This window comes from Pseudanabaena sp. 'Roaring Creek' (genome assembly GCF_001402795.1).
In the GTDB taxonomy this organism is placed as follows: domain Bacteria; phylum Cyanobacteriota; class Cyanobacteriia; order Pseudanabaenales; family Pseudanabaenaceae; genus Pseudanabaena.
On record NZ_LIRE01000506.1, the window covers coordinates 1 to 1,477 of the forward strand.

The 1,477-nt window shown below is 40.5% G+C and carries 1 protein-coding gene; it reads left to right on the forward strand.

Annotation, left to right across the window (positions count from 1 at the left end):
- Nucleotides 1–353: 353 nt before the first annotated feature.
- The gene (locus AC805_RS15680; protein WP_009628342.1) at nt 354–1,067 is read left to right on the forward strand and encodes a LuxR C-terminal-related transcriptional regulator; all 714 of its coding nucleotides are present in this window, start codon (nt 354–356) and stop codon (nt 1,065–1,067) included.
- The last annotated feature ends 410 nt before the right edge of the window (nt 1,068–1,477 follow it).

Sequence of the window (1,477 nt, forward strand, 5' to 3'; positions counted from 1 at the left end):
AGAAATGGCGTAACCATTTCTTAACTTGGTATAACATCACTAAATTTAGTTTTTAATTTACAAACTTGTTGTCATGCTTTTGTGAATTGGCATTAAATCATTCATGAGAAAAATTAGGGCTTCAACTTCGCTCAAGCAATCTATACCGATAGCTGAGCGAAGTCGAAGCCTCTTACAAACTATTTAGGATTGCGATAGAGGCTAAAAACATAACATGAAAAATATCGTAAATATCGCATCAAAACCATCGTGACAGAATATGTCATCAAAAGTCATGAATCCAAAAAAGGAACTCAAAATTTATTAAACTCGTCTCACAATATATAAATAAGTTATATTGGCAATTGATTGAGATGCACACAACAAAGTTGTCTAATAGTTCAGTGACCCTTTTACACCCACATCCCTATCTGATCGTTCATGCAGATGAGGGACAGCAAATGATTCCACTTATAAATGCTGATTTTTGGACAATTGGCAGGGGATATGACAACTCAATTGTACTCACCGACAAATGGGTATCACGCTATCATGCCACGCTCCAAATTGTTGGCGCTTCCAAGAATGAAGGCTTTGAGTCTTCAATGAAAGGGGATGCCAAAAATCGCAATTCTAATAATGAATCTGGTAGTTTTTACCTAGTCGATTTTGGCAGCCGCAATGGTTCTTTCATGCGCGGACAGAGAATTACTTTTCCGATTTTGCTGAAAAGTGGCGATCGCATGACCATTGGCAAAACTGATATAGATTTCTTTTCACCCCATAAACGGGAGCCCCATCGGACACCCAGCGAGCATATGCGCCTATTTCAGCAGCCTACAGCTCCTGTTTCCCGAACTACGCTCACCCCTTCCGAAGAGCGTGTTTTCTGGCAGGTCGTCCAAGGCTTTACTAATAAAGAAATTGGCAAACGCCTCCAAATCAGCCCTCGGACTGTACAAACGCACCTCAGCAGCATCATGACCAAGCTCAACTTGGAAAATCGTTCCCAGATCGTGCGCTATGCCTTTGAGCAAAGCTATCGTCCTAGCGGTGATGTTACGGATAATACCGATGGCGGCAATTAGCCATGATTTGAGCTAGATTTTTAGATATTGCCAGAGAAATAATGATTTTTAGGAATCTAATCCTTAAGAAAGAAGTTAGATGTAGCTGCCTTAAGGATTTTCTGCTACTAAAATATAAGCCAGCCTCATTTTATTCTCACCCCCGAAAAATATGCTCGATCTCAAAGTAATCCTGCCAATTTTGACTGTCTTGTTTACGGTCAGCTGTTTGTTTTTTGGGACTCGTAATGGCTTTTACGATACTGATAAATATCACGGTAACGGCTCAGCTCACTAAAATAAATTAATTATAGCTACCGCCAACTGTATCAGGACATAAAACCCAAGATCGTGTTGCCGCGCTCCACGTGGCAACACGATCTTGGGTTTTAATTTTGTCTTAACAAGACTGGCGGTAGCTCTAAAAGGAT

What these genes read in the sequence shown, in the direction of transcription:
- AC805_RS15680 (WP_009628342.1), top strand. Translation starts at nt 354, where the DNA reads ATGCACACAACAAAGTTGTCTAATAGTTCAGTGACCCTTTTACACCCA.